Consider the following 18,127-nt stretch of genomic DNA (forward strand, 5'->3'; position numbering starts at 1 on the left):
CATGCGCCCCGGTGCCGTAGCCCTCGCGTCCGCGTCCCTCCTCGTGCTCGGTGCCGCTCCCGGCGGCGCCCCGCCGCAGCCGCTGCCGCTGCCCGCGCGGATGGCCGACACCGGGGGCGGCAGCCAGCTGATCACCGCCGTCGCGCCGGAGGCCGGCTCGACGTCGGGAACGGTCATGTGGTGGGACCGGGTGGACGGACAGTGGGTGGAGGCCGGTTCGGCACCGGCCCGGTTCGGGGCGAAGGGGCTCGTCGAGGGGACCGAGCGGAAGCAGGGCACGAACACGACGCCGACGGGGCTCTACGGGCTGCCGTACGCCTTCGGCATCAAGACGGCGCCGCGCGGTACGACGTACGAGTACCGCCGGGTTCAGCGGGACTCCTGGTGGTGCCAGGACACCGATTCCCGCGCGTACAACCGCTGGACCGAGCCGCTGGCACGCGACTGCCGGGCCGCCGAGTCCGAGCACCTGGTCTCGTACGGGGCGCTGTACGCGTACGCACTCGTCGTCGACTTCAACTACGAGCGGCCGGTGAAGGGCCGAGGGGCCGGGATCTTCCTCCATGTGAAGGGGCGCGGGGCGACGGCCGGTTGTGTGTCGGTGCCGGAGGACGCGATGGAGCGGATCCTCGAGTGGGCCGACCCGCGGCGCGGGCCGCACATGGCGATCGGGACGGCGGACGGCCCCACGGCGATCACCCGGTACTGAGCGATCGGCTGAGCGAACACCACTGAACACACGGACCTCCCCGCACGTATCTCTGGACCAAGGGACCACGTCAACCACGCACTCCCCTTGCTCCCGTCCCCGGAGGAACCGTGACCACCACGCTCGCGGGCGGCCGTGCCGCCCGACGCCAGACGATGCGCCGCATCCGTCCGCGCCGCTCCCCGGCCGTACCGCTGGTGATCGCCCTATGGGCGGGCGCGGCGGCGGTGCTGTGGCTGTGGTGGGACAACACGCCGTCCCTCGCGGACAACACCGCCAAGATCCTCGCCGCGGGACGGATCACCGGTCTGCTCGCCGGATATCTGATGGCGCTCGTCGTGCTTCAGATGGCGCGGGTGCCCGCGCTGGAGCGGCGGGTGGGCTCGGACCGGGTGGCGCGCTGGCACGCGATGAGCGGCCGGTACACCGTGTGCCTGGTCATCGCGCACGTCTTCCTCACCATGTGGGCGTACGCGCTCCAGGCCGGCAAGACGCTCGGCGACATCGTGCAGCAGACGATCGACTCCATCAACACCCTGCCGGACATGGGCAAGGCGGCCATCGGCACCGGTCTGCTGTTCTTCATCGCGTTCATCTCGATCGGGGGCGTCCGCCGCCGGATCCCGTACGACACCTGGTACCACGTGCACCTGCTGACGTACGCGGCCGTGTACCTGACGTTCTGGCACCAGATCACCACCGGCAACGAGTTCGCCGTCGAGCCCGCCGCCAAGACCTTCTGGTACGGGTTGTACGGCGCCGTGACCGCGGCCGTGGTCTGGTACCGGATCCTCACCCCGATCCGCCTGAACCTGCGGCACCGGATGTACGTCGAGGCGGTCATCGAGGAGACGCCGGGCGTCGTGTCGGTGCTGATCGGCGGGCGCAAGCTGCACCGTATGGGCGCGGAGGCGGGGCACTTCTTCCGCTGGCGGTTCAAGGCGCCGGGCATGCGGTTCAGTTCGCACCCGTACTCGCTGTCGGCGGCGCCCCGCCCCGACATGCTGCGGATCACGGTCAAGGCGATCGGCGACCACACGTCCCGGCTGCGTGACCTGAAGCCCGGCACCAAGGTGTGGGCCGAGGGCCCGTACGGCGCCATGACCGCACAGCGCCGCAGCCGCGGCAAGGTGCTGCTGGTGGCGGGCGGCGTCGGTATCACGCCGATGCGGGCCCTGTTCGAGACGCTGCCGGGGGCGGCCGGCGACATCACCCTGCTGTACCGGGCCAACAGCACCCAGGACCTGGCGCTGTGGGACGAGCTCGCGGCCATCGCCGACGAGCGCGGAGCCCGGCTGATGTACGCGGTCAACAGCCCGGACGGGGAGCGGCCGGACATCTCGGCGGAGCGGCTGAAGCAGAAGCTGCCGGACATCGACAAGCACGACGTGTTCATGTGCGGGCCGGCCGGCTTCGCGCAATCCGTCTACGAAGCGCTGCGCGGCGCGGGTGTGCCTGCCCGCCGCATCCATCACGAGTCGTTCGAGATGTGAGCGACGGGACATCCCACTTCAGACTTCAGGAGCTGTAGGAGCGATGAGGAAGAGTCACCCCATCCGGCGTGTCGTACTGGCCGGCGCCGCCACCGTGTCCGGGATCGTGCTGCTGCTGTCGCTGAAGCCGGCGACGGACCCGGGTTCCGCCCAGGCGGCGGGCATCGGGGCACCGCCGGCGGCCTCGGCCCAGGGCGGCGCCCAGGCGGCCGGGTCCGGCACGGTCACCGGTGACGCGGCGCAGACCCAGTACGGGGCCGTGCAGGTGCGGCTGACCGTCAGCAACGGCAAGATCACCCAGGCGGAGGCCGTCCAGGCTCCCAAGGGCGGCCAGAGCGACCAGATCACCGCGAACGCCGTGCCCAAGCTCAATCAGGCGGCGGTCGCCGCGCAGAGCGCCGACATCGACTCGGTGTCGGGGGCGACGTACACGAGCAACGGCTACAAGAAGTCCCTCCAGTCGGCGATCGACAAGGCGAAGGCGAGCGCCGGTTCGCAGGGTTCGGGCGCGGCGCAGGCCGGTACGGTCACGGGCGACGCCGTCCAGACCCAGTACGGCCCCGTCCAGGTCCGCATCACCGTCAGCGGCGGCAAGATCACCAAGGCCGAGACCGTCCAGGCACCCAGCGGCGGCCAGAGCACCAACATCACCGCCAACGCCGTACCCAAACTCAACCAAGCCGCCGTAGCGGCAGGCAGCGCCGACATCGACGCCGTCTCCGGCGCCACGTACACGAGCAACGGCTACAAGGAATCCCTTCAGTCGGCGATCGACAAGGCCAAGGCGAGCGGCGGTTCTTCGCAGGGGTCCGGTTCGCAGGGCTCGGATTCGCAGGGATCCGGTTCGCAGGGTTCGGGCGCGGCGCAGGCCAGTACGGTCACGGGCGACGCCGTCCAGACCCAGTACGGCCCCGTCCAGGTCCGCATCACGGTCAGCGGCGGCAAGATCACCAAGGCCGAGACCGTCCAGGCACCCAGCGGCGGCCAGAGCACCAACATCACCGCCAACGCCGTACCCAAACTCAACCAAGCCGCCGTGGCGGCAGGCAGCGCCGACATCGACGCCGTCTCCGGCGCCACGTACACCAGCGCCGGCTACAAGGAATCCCTCCAGTCGGCACTGGACCAGGCCGGTGGCTGACACGGTGGCGGAACCTACACAAGCTCCCGCCGCGGTACGTCATGCGGAGGAGGTCATGGGGACGGTCTTCTCCTTCGACGTCCGCGGCGGGGATCCCCGTGCCGTTCAGTCGGCACTGCAAGAGGCGGTCGCCGGGCTGCACCGGGTCGACGAGGTCTTCAGCACCTACCGTGACGACAGCCAGGTCTCCCGGCTGGCGCGCGGTGAGGTGAGCGTCGGCGACTGTGATCCGGAGGTGGCCGAGGTGCTCGACCTCGCCGCCGAGGCGGAGCGGCTCAGCGAGGGCTGGTTCAGCACGAAGTACGAGGGCCGCCTCGATCCGACCGGCATCGTCAAGGGCTGGTCGGTGGAACGGGCGGCCCGCCGGCTCGCGGACGTCCCCGGCGTGACCGGCGTGAGCGTCAACGGCGGCGGCGATGTGCAGTTGCTGGGTGTGCCGGGTGCGCAGCGACCGTGGCGGGTCGGCGTGTCCGATCCGCTGCGCCCGGGCGGACTGGCCGCGGTGATCTCGGCGGCGGGGCTGGACGAACTGGCGGTGGCCACGTCCGGTACGGCGGAGCGGGGTGCGCATATCGTCGACCCGAGCACGGGGCGCTCGGCGGTGACCGATTTGGTGGCGGTGACCGTGGTGGCTCCTCGCCTGACCTGGGCGGACTGCTGGGCCACGGCCGCCTTCGCGATGGGGTCGCGGCAGGGGTTGCGGTGGCTGGAGTCGCTGCCCGGCGTGGAGGCGCTGCTCATTACGGCGGGCGACGAGGTGCGGTGCACGGGGGGACTGGCGGCGCGGCTCGGCTGAGGCAGGGGCGCGGCGGCACGACTGCAACGCCCCAGGGGCGCGGGGAACTGCGCGACCAGCCACAAGCCACCCGCCGTCGGCAACTCACCGCCACCACCCCGCTCAGTGGCCGTTCTGAGCCAACCGCAGCAGATGATCGGCCAGGGCCTGCCCACCCGTCGGATTCCGGCTGATCAACAGCAACGTGTCATCACCGGCGATGGTCCCCAGAATGTCGTGCAGCTCGGCCTGGTCAATGGCCGAGGCCAAGAACTGCGCAGCCCCCGGAGGGGTACGCAGGACCACGAGATTCGCCGAAGCCTCCGCGGAGATGAGCAGCTCCTGCGACAACCGCCGCATCCGCTCTTCCTTCGCCGACTCCCCCAGCGGCGCCCGAGGGGTCCGAAACCCCCCCTCGCTCGGCACCGCGTAAATCAGGTCGCCGTCGTTGTTGCGGATCTTCACCGCGTTCAGCTCGTCCAGATCCCGGGAGAGCGTCGCCTGCGTGACACTCAGCCCGTCGTCCGCGAGCAGCTTCGCCAGCTGACTCTGCGACCGCACCGGCTGCCGGTTGAGGATGTCCACGATCCGGCGGTGACGTGCGGTACGGGTCTGCGGTACGTGAGGCCCGCCGGCGCCGCTCGCGCCGTTCGCCTCGTTCGCCCCGGTCTGCCCGTGGTCCTGCGCCTGACTCATCGTCGTCTCATTCTCCGGATCATCCGTCCCCGTCGGCCACGCCGGCCTCGTCCAGGATGCCGGGAAGGGCCTGAAGAAGCGCCTCCACTTCGTCGTCACCGAGGTTCAGCGGCGGCATGAGCCGTACGACATCGGGGGCGGGCGCGTTCACCAGGAAACCGGCGTCCTGAGCCGCCTGCTGCACACGGGCGGCGAGCGGCTCGGTGAGCACGATACCCAGGAGCAGGCCCGCGCCCCGGACATAATCGATCAGCGAATGGTCGAGACCCTCGATCCCGTCGCGCAACTTCTCGCTCTGCCGCTTGACGTTCTCCAGCAACCCGTCGTTCGCGATGGTGTCCAGCACGGCCAGCCCCGCGGCACACGCGACCGGGTTCCCGCCGAAGGTCGTCCCGTGGTGACCGGGCTGCAGCAGCTCCGCGGCCCGCCCGAAGGCGACCGTCGCGCCCAGCGGCAGCCCGCCGCCGAGCTGCTTGGCGAGCGTGACGACGTCCGGGAGCACGCCCTCGTGGGCCTGGTACTCGAACCAGTGCCCGGTACGGCCGATGCCGGTCTGCACCTCGTCGAGGACGAGCAGCGCCCCCGTCGAGGCGGTGATCGCCCGCGCCGCCTTCAGATATCCGGCGGGCGGCACCACGACGCCGAGCTCGCCCTGGATCGGCTCGATGATCACCAGAGCCGTCTCCTCCGTCACCGCGGCGGCCAGCGCCTGCGCGTCGCCGTAGGGCACGTGGGTGACGTCACCGGGCAGCGGCAGGAACGGCTCCCGCTTGCCGGGCTGGCCGGTCATCGCGAGCGCGCCCATGGTGCGGCCGTGGAAGCCGCCCTCGGTGGCGACGACGTGGGTCCGCCCGGTCAGCCGGCCGATCTTGAACGCGGCCTCGTTGGCCTCGGCGCCGGAGTTGCAGAAGAAGACCCGGCCGTCCCGGCCGAAGAGCTGGAGCAGCCGTTCGGCGAGGGCGACGGTCGGCTCGGCCATGAAGAAGTTGGAGATGTGGCCAAGGGACGCGATCTGCGTGCTGACGGCCTCGACGATCGCGGGGTGTGCGTGACCGAGCGCGTTGGTCGCGATGCCGCCGACGAAGTCGAGGTACTGCTTGCCCTCGGCGTCCCAGACCTTGAGGCCCTCACCGCGCACGAGAGGCAGCCGCGGGGTGCCGTAGTTGTTCATGAGCGAGCCCTGCCACCGCTGGGCGTACTCGGCGTTTGCCACGGTCCCGGTCATTCGGCGTCCCCCTCTGGCGTGTCCGGCACGACCATCGTGCCGATTCCCTCGTCCGTGAAGATCTCCAGCAGGATCGAGTGCTGGACCCGGCCGTCGATGACCCGGGCGGTGTTCACGCCGTTGCGCACGGCGTGCAGACAGCCCTCCATCTTGGGCACCATGCCGGAGCTCAACTCCGGCAGGAGCTTCTCCAGTTGGGAAGCGGTGAGGCGGCTGATCACCTCGTCGGAGTTGGGCCAGTCCTCGTAGAGACCCTCGACGTCCGTGAGGACCATGAGGGTTTCGGCGCCCAGCGCAGCAGCGAGTGCCGCAGCCGCCGTATCAGCATTGACGTTGTAGACATGTCCGTCGTCCTGGGAGCGGGCGATCGACGAGACGACCGGGATCCGGCCGTCGGCGAGCAATGCCTCGATCGCGCCCGTGTCGATGTCGGTGATCTCGCCCACCCGCCCGATGTCGACCAACTCGCCGTCGATCTCGGGCTGGTGCTTGGTGGCGGTGATGGTGTGCGCGTCCTCGCCGGTCAGGCCGACGGCGAGCGGACCGTGCTCGTTGAGCAGGTTGACCAGCTCCCGCTGCACCTGCCCGGCGAGCACCATCCGTACGACGTCCATGGCGTCCTCGGTGGTGACCCGGAGCCCCGCCTTGAACTCGCTGACGATGCCGTGCTTGTCGAGGGCGGCGCTGATCTGCGGGCCGCCGCCGTGCACGACGACCGGCTTGAGGCCGGCGTGGTGCAGGAACACGACGTCCTGGGCGAACGCGGCCTTCAGCTCCTCGTCGACCATGGCGTTGCCGCCGAACTTGATGACGACGGTCTTGCCGTTGTGCCGGACCAGCCAGGGCAGCGCCTCGATGAGGATCTGGGCCTTGGGGAGCGCGGTGTGCTTCCGCGCGGGTGTGTTGCTCATGAGGAGTACGCGCTGTTCTCGTGGACGTAGTCGGCGGTCAGGTCGTTGGTCCAGATGGTGGCGGTCTCGTTGCCGGCCGCGAGGTCGGCGACGATGTGCACCTCGCGGTAGCGCATGTCGACCTTCTCGCGGTCCTCGCCGACGCCCCCGTTCTTGCACACCCAGACGCCGTTGATGGCGACGTTGAGCCGGTCCGGCTCGAAGACGGCGGACGTGGTGCCGATCGCGGAGAGCACGCGGCCCCAGTTGGGGTCCTCGCCGTGGATGGCGCACTTCAGGAGGTTGTTGCGCGCGATGGAGCGGCCCACCTCCACCGCGTCGTCCTCGGTCGCGGCGTTGATCACCTCGACCCGGATGTCCTTGCTGGCGCCCTCGGCGTCCCGGATCAGCTGCTGCCCGAGGTCGTCGCACACCGCCCGTACGGCCTCCGCGAACTCCTCGTATTCCGGGGTGATGCCGGAGGAGCCGGAGGCGAGCAGCAGCACGGTGTCGTTGGTGGACATGCAGCCGTCGGAGTCGACGCGGTCGAAGGTGACCTTGGTGGCGGCGCGCAGGGCCTTGTCGAGTACGTCGTCGTCGAGCTCGGCGTCGGTGGTGAGGACGACCAGCATGGTGGCGAGGCCGGGGGCGAGCATGCCGGCGCCCTTCGCCATCCCGCCGACGGTCCAGCCGTCCTTCGTCACGACGGACGTCTTGTGGACGGTGTCGGTGGTCTTGATGGCGATGGCGGCCTTCTCACCGCCGTGCTCGGAGAGCTGCGCGGCGGCGGTCTCGACGCCGGGGAGCAGCTTGTCCATGGGCAGCAGCACGCCGATCAGGCCCGTGGAGCAGACGGCGACCTCGACGGCGCCCCGGCCGAGCACCTCGGCCACCTTCTCGGCGGTGGCGTGGGTGTCCTGGAAGCCCTTGGGACCCGTGCAGGCGTTGGCGCCACCGGAGTTGAGGACGACGGCGGACACCTGACCGCTCTTCAGGACCTGCTCGGACCACAGGACGGGCGCGGCCTTCACACGGTTGGAGGTGAAGACACCGGCGGCGGCGCGGCGCGGACCGTCGTTGACCACGAGGGCCAGGTCCGGGTTGCCGTTGTCCTTGATCCCGGCGGCGATGCCCGCCGCCCGGAACCCCTTTGCTGCCGTGACACTCACGGTGCGACTCCGATCGTCGAAAGCCCGGTGTTCTCGTGAAACCCGAGGGCGATGTTCATGCTCTGGACGGCGCCGCCGGCCGTGCCCTTGGTCAGGTTGTCGATGGCGCTGATCGCGATGATGCGGTTCGCGGCGGCGTCGAAAGCGACCTGGACCTGAACGGCGTTCGAACCGTAGACGGACGCCGTGGCGGGCCACTGCCCCTCAGGCAGGAGGCGGACGAAGGGCTCGTCGGCGAAGGCCTTCTCGTACGCGGCCCGGACGGACTCGGCGGTGACGCCGTCCTGTGCGGAGGCGGTGCACGTGGCGAGGATGCCGCGGGACATCGGTGCGAGGGTCGGGGTGAAGGAGACGGAGACCCGCTCCCCCGCGACAGCGCTGAGGTTCTGGATGATCTCGGGCGTGTGGCGGTGGCCGCCGCCGACGCCGTACGGCGACATGGAGCTCATGACCTCGCTGCCCAGCAGATGGGGCTTGAGGGCCTTGCCCGCGCCGGAGGTGCCGGAGGCGGCGACGATCACGGCCTCGGGCCGGGCGAGGCCGGCGTCGTAGGCCGGGTAGAGGGCGAGGGAGACGGCGGTGGGGTAGCAGCCGGGTACCGCGATGCGCTTGGACCCCTCCAGCGCGGCGCGGCCACCCGGCAGTTCGGGAAGGCCGTACGGCCAGGTGCCGGCGTGCGGGGAGCCGTAGAACTTCTCCCAGTCGCCCGCGTCCCTGAGCCGGAAGTCGGCGCCCATGTCGACGACCAGCACATCCGGGCCGAGCTGCTCGGCGACGGCGGCGGACTGCCCGTGCGGCAGGGCGAGGAAGACGACGTCGTGGCCGGCCAGCACCTCGGCCGTGGTCTCCTGGAGCACACGGTCGGCGAGGGGCGGCAGATGGGGCTGCAGTGATCCGAGCCTCTGTCCCGCGTTCGAGTGACCGGTCAGGGCCCCCAGCTCGACCTCGGGGTGCGTCAGGAGCAGACGCAGCAGTTCCCCGCCCGCGTATCCGCTCGCTCCGGCCACTGCCGCACGTACCGCCATGGAATCCTCCTCCTAGACGGCATGACTATACGTTTCGCTGCACGTTTATGCAATCTCTGCTGGTATCCCGGGTAGCGTCGGTGTCGGTCGGGGCGGCCAAGGCGTTCGCTGGCTGACGCTCCTTCCTTGAGGAATGCCTCTTGCTGAGGGTCAGCGCAGCCGGTCCTTTGCCTTGTAGTACGCCCCGGCGAAGGGCAGGAACCAGGCGGTGCCGTTGTAGAACGGCACCGGGACCTTGGGGAAGCCGAAGCCGCGCATGGGGTTGGCCTCCGGGTGGCCGTCCATGACCTCGGCCATGGCGCGGCCCATGTAGGTGGCCATCTGGACGCCGTGGCCGCAGTAGCCCATGGAGTAGTAGAGGCCGTTGTCCTCGCCCGCGTGCGGAACACGGTCGTAGGAGAAGCCGACCATGCCGCCCCATACGTAGTCGATCTTCACCCCGGCCATCTGCGGGAAGATCTCGGTCATCTCCCGCTTCAGGACGTCACCGCTCTTGACGTCCGAGGCGGGGTCCGAGGGGGCGAACCGGGCCCGGCCGCCGAAGGCCAGGCGGTTGTCCGGGGTGATGCGAATGTAGTGGCCGATGTTCTTGGAGGACACGACCACGCGGTTGTTGGGGATGAGCTGCCGGGCCCGCTCCTCGCCCAGTGGCTCGGTGACGATGACGAAGCTGCCGACGTTGATCAGCCGCTTGCGGAACCAGGGCAGGGCCTTGTCGGTGTAGGCGTCGGTGGCCGCCATGACCTGCGTGGCGCGGATGGTGCCGTGCAGGGTCTCGACGAGGAAACCGCCCTCCGGGAGGCGGTGCAGCGCGGTGGCGGCGTTGCGTTCATGGATCTGAGCCCCGGCGCGTTCGGCGGCCTCGGCCAGGCCATGGACGTATTTGCCGACGTGAAGGTGCGCGCTGAGCGGGTCGAGCAGGGCTCCGTGGTAGTAGTCGGAGCCCAGCTCGGCACGTAGATCGCTCTTGCTCAGCAGCGTGGTGTCGTGGCCGAAGTTGTCGGCCAGGTCGCGTTGCTTGGCCCGCATGCTCTCGAAGTGCTGCGGCTTGAACGCGACGCCCAGACGGCCTACGCGGTGGAAGTCGCAGTCGATCTGCTCCTTGCCCGTCAGCTCCTCCACCAGGTCCACCGCCTCGCGGAAGGCGTCGTACAGTTCCCGGGCCCGCGGCTGCCCGTAGCGCTTGCGCGCCTCGGCCGGGTCGATGGTGATGCCCTGGGTGCACATGCTGCCGTTGCGCCCGGAGGCGCCGGAGCCGACCTTGTCCTTCTCCACGAGGACGACGTGGGCGCCCTTGAGTGCCGCGTGGTAGGCGGTGGACAGGCCGGTGAGGCCGCCGCCGATGACCACCAGGTCCGCCTGCTCGGGCAGGGGCTCGCCGGTCCGGTCGGGGAAGGCAGGAGCGGTGTCGAGCCAGTAGGGGATCTGCTTCATGACGTAGGTCCTCGGGTCTTCCTGGTAGTCCAGGGGGGTGTCGTCCGGGTCCCGGCTTCAGCAGCCGAGCAGGGCCGGCAGGCCGGACAGGTCGGGCAGCTCGTCGAAGGGCTGGTAGTCGGCGCTGCCGCGGGCGCCGATGGAGCCGTTGTGGCCGTAGCGGTTGATCCACACGCGGCGAGCGAGGCCGAGGTCGCGGCTGGGGATGAGGTCGTACTCCCAGCCCTGGGCGACGTGGATGACCTGGGCGGGGTCGATGTCCATGGTCTGGAAGGCGTACTCGAAGGTCCGCAGGGACGGCTTGTACGCCTTGGCCTGCTGGGCGGTGATGACATGGTCGAACTCGACACCCATGTTGGCCAGGTTCTGGGCGATGAGGTCGTCGTCCGTGTTGGAGATGATGGCGATCTCGTACCGGGACTTCAGCGCCCGCAGGGCGGCCGGGACCTCGGGGTGGGGGCCGAAGGTGGGCACGGCCGCGACCAGGGCCTCGCCGTCGGACTGCCGGTACTCGAGGCCGTGCAGACGCATCGCTGTCTCCAGGCTGGCGGGCAGCAGCTCGCGGAAGGGGCGGTATGCCTCCAGGACGGCGTGGAACCGCATGATGCGGAAGTCGTCGAGGAACTCGTCGACGTTCAGACGGTCCAGGTCCAGCCGGTCGGCCAGGACCTTCAGGGTGGTGGGGCCGAGCTGGAAGTCGACCAGGGTGCCGTAGGCATCGAAGGTGACGATCTGGCGCATGGTGTTCAACCTCTTTCCGGGCATATGGGACACCGGGTTCAGGAGACTGCCGAGGCGTTGGGGCAGCGACCCGTTCAGGGGGATGGGGGCTGAGGGGTGCCCGTGGCGGGGTCGCCGCTGGAGGACGATCCCCCGGGCAGGGCCGGGGACGACGAATGCTGATCAGGCAGTCGGCGGCAGCATCGTTACTGCGCCGATGCGATGAGCCTCTCTCCGGCTCGAGGTGATGCGTCAGTGAAGCACCGTGGAGAATCCGGCAACAAGGGACGTGAGGCCGCGAGATCGACCGCGTATTTTGTGCCTGTGCACAATTTCTGAGAAGCACCGCGAGCGGCTCCGGCGCGAACTGCGGCCGCTCGGCGCTGCTGCCCGGCGGCGCGACCGGGCTGTCGGCGGCCAAGGCTGCCGTCCACATACAGGGCATGCGGCCTCTGACCGACACGCTTCGGCTCCAGCTCTCCCGGTCGCGGCCCCGGCCGGTTGCCTCGACCCGTCCAGCGATCGGTGGATCAGGACATCGTCGCCCGGAAGCGGGCGCCCGCGTCCGTCTCCAGCCAAGCCAGGGCGAGGACCAGCCGGGCGGCGTCGTTCGGTCGGGACAGCTTCAGCCCGGTCGCCTCTTCCGCGGCCTGCAGGCGATTGCCCACCGTGTTCCGGTGCCGGTAGGTGCGTGCGGCCACCTCGGCGACCGAGCCCAGGTCGAAGTACCAGCGCAGGGTCTCGACGATGCTGTCGCTGTCGCGCAGCTCGAGCAGTGGGCGCAGCACGCCGGTGGCCATCGCACCGGTGAGCTCTTCCTGCGCCGACATGATCGCCCCGATCCAGTGGCCCTCCACGTGCCGCACTCCGGGCTGCGCGGAGCTGCGGATCGCGGCACGTGCGAACCGGATGCCCCGCGCCGTCAGCGCCAGGCCGGGGACTTCCGCGACGCCGCAGCGCCACGGGGCGAACGGCCGGAGCATGGCAAGCATGGCCTCTTCATCGCACCGTCCGTGACCGATGATGCCGAGGAGCTCGTCACCCATCCATCCGAAGTGACGTACCAGGCCCCCCCGACGCAGCGCATCGTCGACCTGGGACACAGCCGGGTCCCCGGTAGGAACGGATTCGACCACGACCACGGTCAGAGCGACGTTCTCGGAGAAGCCCAGCAACGTCGAGGCCTCGGCGACGGTGGACGGATTCTGCTCCCCTTCCAGGACCAGGCGGCCGAAGGCGCGGTTGCGCACCTCCGTACGACGACTCGCCAGGTCGCGCTCGGTGCGGCGGTAGGCGTCGACGACCTCGACGCTGTTGGCGTCCGTCGCCTCCCAGACGCGGATCAGCCCGTCGAGGAAGTCGGGATCGGCGCTGATGCCACGTGCTCGCCCCTCTGCGAGCACGGCCTCCCACAGGGTCCTGAGGTCGAGCTGGAAGGAGTGCATCAGAGCGGTCAGGGGAAACGCCTGCTCCGCTCGCTCGCGTCCCACGTCCTCGGTGGCGCGCGAGACCGTCCGGGGCACGGGACCGCCGGCCAGCCGGGTCAGGGCGAGTTCGAGGGTTCGTCGCATCCCCTCCCGTTTCTGAACCGGGTCCCAGTCCGCCGACGCGTAGGCGGGCTCCTCGGCTTCCAGCCGTTCGAGCGCACGAGAGGTCAGTTCGTCGAGCCGTTCCTCGAGGAGCCGGCGCGCGATCGCCTGCACGGCGTCGTGGCGGGTCCCGCCCTGACGGCGTCCCGGGCCGCTCACGAGGACCGCCTTTGCCGCCGACATGCCGCTGGGGCTCCCTGGCAGTGATTGTGCACAGGCACAAAATACGGGGTCGATGTCGCGGCCTCGCGTCCCTTGTTGCCGGATTCTCCGCGGGGTTTCATCTGACGCATCACCTCGGGCTGGAAGGGCTCGTGGCATGACCACGCACTTGGAGCAGCTATGGCACTTCCCGTGGGCACCTGATCCCCGGTCCGTCACCTTGAGTAGGCGCTGTTGAGGGTCAGGAAGCGATGGCGGCCGAGCCAACCGGTTCGCCAGGCAGAGCGGGATCGAGATCACCCAGGCCCCCGGAGACTACGCCGAGCTCAAGGCGAAGGTCGAGGATCAGTACGTCACCTGTGACGTCGTTGACGTCCCACCTCGGACCTGATCGCCGACCAGGTGCTGGAGCGCGTGGAAGCACCAAACGGGGGAGTTCGCCCTGGACCTGTCGCTCGTCGACTTGGTCGAGGTCTGCGCAGCCCGAGAAGCGATCGAGACACAACCGCGGCAGCCCTGCCCGCCGCCCCCGGGAACCGCAATCGATCGGACCGTGGCGGTGGGGGAACGGCCACGCCCTGAGCGTCGTGACACAGGCCCACGGTGAGTGACGAGCGACCTGACGACAAGAGAGAGAACGCACCGATGACCTTCGCGACCACCACCGGCCAGGACGGAACGACCATCCCCGGTCACACCGGCCAACTGCCGGGCCCGCTCCTCGATCACGTGCTGCGGCAGTCCTTCGGACTAGAGGGATATGTCCAGCACCCCCTGGGAGGGGAGGTCGACCAGAACGTCCGGATCACCGGCGACGACGGCATGCGCTACTTCGTACGGGTCACCCGCGCGGAGCCGGACTCGGCCGACGTTCTCTGGCAGAACTCGCTCCTTCAGCATCTGGCCTCCACCGTTCCCGGCCTTCCGGTGCCACGGCTGATCCCGACACGCGAGGGGACGTTCCTTGCCGCCGTCGTCCACGAGGGCCGAACGCACGTGGTCCGCGTGATGAGCTGGATCGAGGGCCGTGTCCTGGCGGAACTCGACGACCACCCCGCGGCGCTTCTGCGTCAGCTGGGAGAAGCCGCCGGGCGGCTGAGCCTCGGACTCTCCGGCGTGGAGCCACCGGTGGGATTGGAACCGCACGACTGGGACATGCGCCGGGCCGCTGAGATCGTCGAGGCGTCGCTGCACGCTGTACAGGACGCGGACCGGCGGGAGTCGGTGCGCACGATCATGGGCTGGTACGACGATCTCCTGCCCGCATGGGACCGACTGCCGCGGAGCGTCGTGCACCAGGATCTCAATGACGCCAACGTCCTCACCGACGCCGACGAGGACGGGGTGCTGCGGATCTCGGGCATCGTCGACCTGGGCGACTCGCTCTACAGCGTGCGCGCGGCGGAGGTGGCGATCGCGGCGGGCTACGCCATGGTCCGCAAGGCCGACCCGCTCGCCGCGGCGGCCGAAGTCGTGGCCGGCTTCCACTCGGTGCTCCCCCTCACGGCTGAGGAACTGGCGGCTGTCTATCCGTTGGCGGCCGCCCGGCTGTGCATGAACGCCGTGACGTGGACGCGCCGGGTCGCCGAGTGCGACACGCCGTACGGGCGGACCCGCATGCGACACACCTGGCCCGCGATCGCGCAGGTGGCCGAGGTCTGCCCCGACGTTGCCGAGGCGACGTTCCGGGTCGCGTGTGGGCTCCCCCCGACGCGGGAGCAGCGGGGTTTGGCAGAGGTCCTAGCAGAGGCGGCCCGAGACGGTGCCCCGTACGCACCGGCCCCGCAGCTGCTCGACCTGCGACCCGCAAGTGATCTCTACGACGAAGTCGACTGGCACGACACGAGGGCGGTGCGCGCGAGCATCGACGACGTCCTCGACGGACGACGGCGACGGGGCTACGTGCCCCACCTCAGCGCATCGCTGCTCCTGGGGGGACGGCGCCGTCCGGGAGCCGACGAGCCCGCGACGGTTCAGGTCGGCGGCTCGCTGATCGTGGCCGCCGCCGAGGAGGTTGCCAGCCCGCTGTCCGGCGTCGTCGAAGCCCGCGGAGGCGGCGGGATGCCGTTGGTACTGCGACATGCGGTCGAGGGGCTGCAGTTCTGGACGTGCTGGTGGGGACTCGACGACACGCCGCCCGTCGCGGCGACGGTCCCGGCCGGGGCGCTGTTGGGACGCGCCGGCGCGAGCGAGGAGAAGGACCCGCTCGGGTCCTGCGTCCAGGTACAGGTCCACCGCACCGCGCGGATGGCCACGTGGCCGCCCCCTCGTGTCGTGCCGCCTTCCGCACGGCAGGTGTGGAGCCACCTGTCACCCGACCCCGCCCGGCTCCTCGGGTTCACCGAGTCCTCCGCCGCGGCCCCCACCATCGACGACGTCGTCTCGGTGCGCCGTCGCCACATCGCTCGCTCCCAGCGCAACTACTACCGCACCCCGATGAACCTCGTGCGTGGGCGGGACGTGTGGTTCCACGACGAGGACGGCCTGGCCTATCTGGACTCGCTGAACAACGTCACCCACGTCGGCCATGCCGAGCCACGCGTGACGGCCGCCGCCACCCGACAGCTGCGCAAGCTCAACACCAACAGCCGTTTCGTCTACCCGCAGATCGCCAGTTACGTGCAGAAGCTGGTAGCCACCCTGCCCGACCCGCTCGAGGTCGTCTTCCTCGTGTGCACGGGCAGCGAGGCGAACGACCTGGCGCTGCGGATCGCCCGCCAGGTGACAGGTCGTCAGCACATCGTCAACATCGACGGCGCCTACCACGGAAACACCGGCGTGGTGACCGGGATCAGCCCGAACCGTTACAAGGGCCCCGGCGGCGCCGGTGCGCCCGCGACCACCCACGAGGTCGTCATTCCGGACCGCTACCGCAGCACCTACGGGTACGACGACGCGGACGCCGGAGTCAAGTACGCGCGCGACGCCGCGGCTGTCATCGAGCGGATCACGGCCGACGGCCGCCCTCCGGCCGCCTTCATCGCCGAGTCCCTGATGGGATCGGGTGGGAACATCGTGTTCCCCGACGGCTACCTCGACGGCGTGTTCACCGCTGCCAGGCGAGTCGGCGCCCTGTGCATCTCCGACGAGGTCCAGGTCGGCGTCGGACGACTCGGGCCCTGGTGGGGGTTCGATCTCCAGGGGGTGGTCCCGGACATCGTCACGATGGGCAAGCCGCTCGGGAACGGGCATCCCCTCGCGGCGGTGGTCACGACTCGGGAGATCGCCGACGCGTTCGACACGGGCATGAAGTACTTCAACACCTTCGGCGGCAACCCGGTCTCCTGCGCGATCGGCGAGGCCGTGCTCGACATCGTCGAGCAGGATGGGCTGAGGGAGAACGCCGTGAGCGTGGGCGGGTACTTCGCCCAGTCGCTGCGCGAGCTCCAGGAGCGCCAACCGCTCATCGGTGACGTACGGGCCGCAGGGCTCTACCTCGGCGTCGAACTGGTCCGCAACCGCACCACCAAAATGCCGGCCACTGAGCAGGCCTTCACGGTCACCGAACTCATGAAGGAGCGAGGCGTCATCGTCTTCCCCAATGGCGTGCACGACAACGTACTGAAGATCAAACCGCCCATGACCTTCCGCCGCGAGCACGTGGATCTCTACGTAGACGTGCTGGACGAGGTCCTGTCCCTGCCCGAGCTGCGCTCGGCCGTTCAGTCCTGAGACGGGCAACCGTCTACCGAGGCAGGGAACGAGAGTGGCCCGCGAAAGCGAGAAGTGCCGCGCGGGCCGGCTACTTCGGCCAGGACTTCAAGGTCTCGCCCGCCATGGGCGGCATCGCCGCGGACCTCGCCCCGGAGCGCCGCGCCTCCCAGTCGATCGACTTCATCTCCACAAACGGCCGCTCCTCGGCCTGAGTCGGAAAGAGAAAGCACATGACCCTGACCATCGGCGCGCTGAGGGCCGAGCCCGGCCGGAAGACCCGCGGGACCCTGCCCGCCGACCTGGGCACCACGACGGTGGACGTCCCCCTGATCCTCGTCAACGGCTCCCGTCCCGGCCCGAGGGTCGTGATCACCGGTGGCGTCCACGGCGGCGAGTTCATCGGCGTCGACGCCACCACCCGCCTGGCAGGGCTGCTGGAACCGGACGAGATCGCCGGCCAGGTGGTGATCTGCCCCGTGGCCAACCCCCCGGCCGTCTACGGCGGACGGCTCAACATCTCCCCGCTGGACGGCGTGAACATCAACCGCGTCTTCCCCGGCGACAAGGACGGCGGCCCCACCGACCGCATGGCGGCCTGGCTCTTCGAGCACCTGATCGACGGCGCCGACGCCTACGTGGACCTGCACAGCGGCGGCATCGACCAGCACCTGCTCGACTTCGTCGGCTACCGCCTGACCGGCGACGCCGAGCTCGACGCGAAGAACATGGCGATGGCCCACGCGGTCGGATACGAGCTGGTCATCTTCGGCACCAGCGCCGACGGCGGCAACAGCCACGCTGCGGCGAACCGGCAGGGCATCCCCGCGATCCTCGTCGAGACCGGCCAACTCGGCGACCGCGCCCCCGCCACCGTGCGCAGGCTGCTCGACGCCCTCTACCGGATCCTGCACCACCTCGGCGTCATCGAGGCGCCGCAGTACCTCGCACCGGTGACCGTGCAGCCGCGCGACTGGATCTGGACGGGCGACGTCGAATCTCCGGCCGCAGGCCTGTGGTACCCGGACGCGGTCACCGGCGACGAGGTCACCGAGGGGCAGACCATCGGCCGCATCATCGACCCGGTCGACGGCACCGAGCACAAGATCACCGCCATCGCCACCGGAAAGATCATCTACAACATGAACGGACTCTCCGTCCGCCCCGGCACGCATCTCGCCGCCATCGCCGCCCCGCACCAGTGACGGGCCGCATGCCCGCTCACTGATCCCATCCCCCTACCCCTACATCGCGCCAAGGGGCGGCCGGTCAAGCGGGCAGCGGTCATGTATGTCTCCCAGGGCTGGCGGACGATTCTTCTCGCCCCGCTACTCACGCACGGTGAGCATCCAAGCCCATGATTCGCCAACTAAAGTTCTCGGTCACATCGGTGATACCGAGTTCTCAAGAAGCGGAAGCGCGCGACCCGGTTGGACGACCGACGTCAT

Annotated in this window: 14 protein-coding genes; 6 read left to right on the top strand and 8 right to left on the bottom strand. The window is 69.9% G+C overall.

From position 1 onward, the window contains the following. The first annotated feature begins 1 nt into the window (after nucleotide 1). The 4 genes from ACIBAG_RS37015 (at nucleotide 2) to ACIBAG_RS37030 (ending at nucleotide 4,139) form a co-directional block, all read left to right on the top strand. Nucleotides 2–709, top strand: coding sequence for a L,D-transpeptidase (locus ACIBAG_RS37015; RefSeq protein WP_399111422.1), 708 nt, complete (start codon nucleotides 2–4; stop codon nucleotides 707–709). A 110-nt stretch (nucleotides 710–819) separates the two neighbouring features. Beyond that, nucleotides 820–2,202, top strand: coding sequence for a ferric reductase-like transmembrane domain-containing protein (locus ACIBAG_RS37020; protein ID WP_399111424.1), 1,383 nt, complete (start codon nucleotides 820–822; stop codon nucleotides 2,200–2,202). Nucleotides 2,203–2,245: 43 nt separating this feature from the next. Then, nucleotides 2,246–3,343 (top strand): FMN-binding protein, encoded by a 1,098-nt coding sequence (locus ACIBAG_RS37025; RefSeq protein ID WP_399111425.1) that lies wholly within the window; start codon nucleotides 2,246–2,248, stop codon nucleotides 3,341–3,343. Next, the gene (locus ACIBAG_RS37030; protein ID WP_399111427.1) at nucleotides 3,336–4,139 is read left to right on the top strand and encodes an FAD:protein FMN transferase; all 804 of its coding nucleotides are present in this window, start codon (nucleotides 3,336–3,338) and stop codon (nucleotides 4,137–4,139) included. Before ACIBAG_RS37025 ends, ACIBAG_RS37030 begins: the two co-directional genes overlap by 8 nt. A gap of 102 nt (nucleotides 4,140–4,241) precedes the next feature. Here ACIBAG_RS37030 and ACIBAG_RS37035 read toward each other — a convergent pair whose 3' ends face one another. The 8 genes from ACIBAG_RS37035 to ACIBAG_RS37070 all read right to left on the bottom strand — a co-directional run bounded on the left by ACIBAG_RS37035 (nucleotide 4,242) and on the right by ACIBAG_RS37070 (nucleotide 13,049). After that, on the bottom strand, nucleotides 4,242–4,814 hold the full coding sequence (locus ACIBAG_RS37035) for an arginine repressor (RefSeq protein WP_399111429.1): 573 nt from the start codon (nucleotides 4,812–4,814) through the stop codon (nucleotides 4,242–4,244). Nucleotides 4,815–4,833: 19 nt separating this feature from the next. Continuing rightward, complete coding sequence (locus ACIBAG_RS37040) at nucleotides 4,834–6,039, bottom strand: acetylornithine transaminase (protein ID WP_399111431.1); 1,206 nt, start codon at nucleotides 6,037–6,039, stop codon at nucleotides 4,834–4,836. Beyond that, nucleotides 6,036–6,950 carry an acetylglutamate kinase gene (argB, locus tag ACIBAG_RS37045; protein WP_399111433.1) on the bottom strand — a complete coding sequence of 305 codons (915 nt, stop codon included), beginning with the start codon at nucleotides 6,948–6,950 and terminating at the stop codon, nucleotides 6,036–6,038. The genes ACIBAG_RS37040 and argB overlap by 4 nt, the downstream gene beginning before the upstream one ends. Further along, nucleotides 6,947–8,098, bottom strand: a complete 1,152-nt coding sequence (gene argJ / locus ACIBAG_RS37050; protein WP_399111434.1) for a bifunctional glutamate N-acetyltransferase/amino-acid acetyltransferase ArgJ — start codon at nucleotides 8,096–8,098, stop codon at nucleotides 6,947–6,949. The genes argB and argJ overlap by 4 nt, the downstream gene beginning before the upstream one ends. Then, on the bottom strand, nucleotides 8,095–9,123 hold the full coding sequence (argC, locus tag ACIBAG_RS37055) for an N-acetyl-gamma-glutamyl-phosphate reductase (protein WP_399111436.1): 1,029 nt from the start codon (nucleotides 9,121–9,123) through the stop codon (nucleotides 8,095–8,097). Before argC ends, argJ begins: the two co-directional genes overlap by 4 nt. A gap of 150 nt (nucleotides 9,124–9,273) precedes the next feature. After that, the gene (locus ACIBAG_RS37060; protein WP_399111437.1) at nucleotides 9,274–10,557 is read right to left on the bottom strand and encodes an NAD(P)/FAD-dependent oxidoreductase; all 1,284 of its coding nucleotides are present in this window, start codon (nucleotides 10,555–10,557) and stop codon (nucleotides 9,274–9,276) included. Nucleotides 10,558–10,614: 57 nt separating this feature from the next. Continuing rightward, nucleotides 10,615–11,298, bottom strand: a complete 684-nt coding sequence (locus ACIBAG_RS37065; protein WP_399111439.1) for a haloacid dehalogenase type II — start codon at nucleotides 11,296–11,298, stop codon at nucleotides 10,615–10,617. A gap of 509 nt (nucleotides 11,299–11,807) precedes the next feature. Next, the gene (locus ACIBAG_RS37070; RefSeq protein ID WP_399111441.1) at nucleotides 11,808–13,049 is read right to left on the bottom strand and encodes a PucR family transcriptional regulator; all 1,242 of its coding nucleotides are present in this window, start codon (nucleotides 13,047–13,049) and stop codon (nucleotides 11,808–11,810) included. 624 nt (nucleotides 13,050–13,673) lie between these two features. Here ACIBAG_RS37070 and ACIBAG_RS37075 point away from each other — a divergent pair. Continuing rightward, on the top strand, nucleotides 13,674–16,700 hold the full coding sequence (locus tag ACIBAG_RS37075) for an aminotransferase class III-fold pyridoxal phosphate-dependent enzyme (protein ID WP_399111442.1): 3,027 nt from the start codon (nucleotides 13,674–13,676) through the stop codon (nucleotides 16,698–16,700). A 212-nt stretch (nucleotides 16,701–16,912) separates the two neighbouring features. Then, nucleotides 16,913–17,884 carry a succinylglutamate desuccinylase/aspartoacylase family protein gene (locus ACIBAG_RS37080; RefSeq protein WP_399111444.1) on the top strand — a complete coding sequence of 324 codons (972 nt, stop codon included), beginning with the start codon at nucleotides 16,913–16,915 and terminating at the stop codon, nucleotides 17,882–17,884. The last annotated feature ends 243 nt before the right edge of the window (nucleotides 17,885–18,127 follow it).

Origin of the sequence: Streptomyces sp. NPDC051243 (assembly GCF_044455405.1) — a bacterium.
GTDB lineage: Bacteria > Actinomycetota > Actinomycetes > Streptomycetales > Streptomycetaceae > Streptomyces.

What these genes read in the sequence shown, in the direction of transcription:
- ACIBAG_RS37015 (WP_399111422.1), top strand. Translation starts at nt 2, where the DNA reads ATGCGCCCCGGTGCCGTAGCCCTCGCGTCCGCGTCCCTCCTCGTGCTC.
- ACIBAG_RS37080 (WP_399111444.1), top strand. Translation starts at nt 16,913, where the DNA reads ATGACCCTGACCATCGGCGCGCTGAGGGCCGAGCCCGGCCGGAAGACC.
- ACIBAG_RS37035 (WP_399111429.1), bottom strand. Translation starts at nt 4,814, where the DNA reads ATGAGTCAGGCGCAGGACCACGGGCAGACCGGGGCGAACGAGGCGAAC.
- ACIBAG_RS37040 (WP_399111431.1), bottom strand. Translation starts at nt 6,039, where the DNA reads ATGACCGGGACCGTGGCAAACGCCGAGTACGCCCAGCGGTGGCAGGGC.
- ACIBAG_RS37070 (WP_399111441.1), bottom strand. Translation starts at nt 13,049, where the DNA reads ATGTCGGCGGCAAAGGCGGTCCTCGTGAGCGGCCCGGGACGCCGTCAG.
- ACIBAG_RS37060 (WP_399111437.1), bottom strand. Translation starts at nt 10,557, where the DNA reads ATGAAGCAGATCCCCTACTGGCTCGACACCGCTCCTGCCTTCCCCGAC.
- ACIBAG_RS37065 (WP_399111439.1), bottom strand. Translation starts at nt 11,298, where the DNA reads ATGCGCCAGATCGTCACCTTCGATGCCTACGGCACCCTGGTCGACTTC.
- argB (WP_399111433.1), bottom strand. Translation starts at nt 6,950, where the DNA reads ATGAGCAACACACCCGCGCGGAAGCACACCGCGCTCCCCAAGGCCCAG.
- argC (WP_399111436.1), bottom strand. Translation starts at nt 9,123, where the DNA reads ATGGCGGTACGTGCGGCAGTGGCCGGAGCGAGCGGATACGCGGGCGGG.
- ACIBAG_RS37075 (WP_399111442.1), top strand. Translation starts at nt 13,674, where the DNA reads ATGACCTTCGCGACCACCACCGGCCAGGACGGAACGACCATCCCCGGT.
- ACIBAG_RS37025 (WP_399111425.1), top strand. Translation starts at nt 2,246, where the DNA reads ATGAGGAAGAGTCACCCCATCCGGCGTGTCGTACTGGCCGGCGCCGCC.